Source organism: Achromobacter sp. GbtcB20, assembly GCF_019091095.1.
Taxonomy (GTDB): Bacteria; Pseudomonadota; Gammaproteobacteria; order Burkholderiales; family Burkholderiaceae_B; genus Achromobacter; species Achromobacter mucicolens.
This window is the reverse complement of record NZ_JAGXJZ010000836.1, coordinates 1-241: the sequence shown is the minus strand read 5'-3', so window position 1 is coordinate 241 and position 241 is coordinate 1. Positions and strand designations below refer to the sequence as shown.

Annotated in this window: 1 pseudogene; it reads left to right on the top strand. The window is 71.8% G+C overall.

The annotated features are described in order from the left end of the window. Positions 1–241: pseudogene (locus tag KVT32_RS31315) on the top strand (diguanylate cyclase response regulator); the annotation flags it as partial.

The following is a 241-nucleotide window of genomic DNA, read 5'->3' as shown; positions in this document are numbered from 1 at the left end:
GCATCTCGCCGGCCGACGGACTCGACGTCTTCCCCGCGCCCAAGGAACGCGCGCACCTGCCCGAGGTGCCGGTCTTGATGCTGTCCTCGAACGACAAACCGCACGCCAAGGCCGCAGGATCCGCGGCCGGCGCCATGGACTACCTGGTCAAGTGGCCGGACCGGATCGAACTGGCGGCGCGCCTGCGCGCGCACTCGCGCGCCTGCCTGACCGCCCTCGAGCGCGACAGCGCCAGGCATTC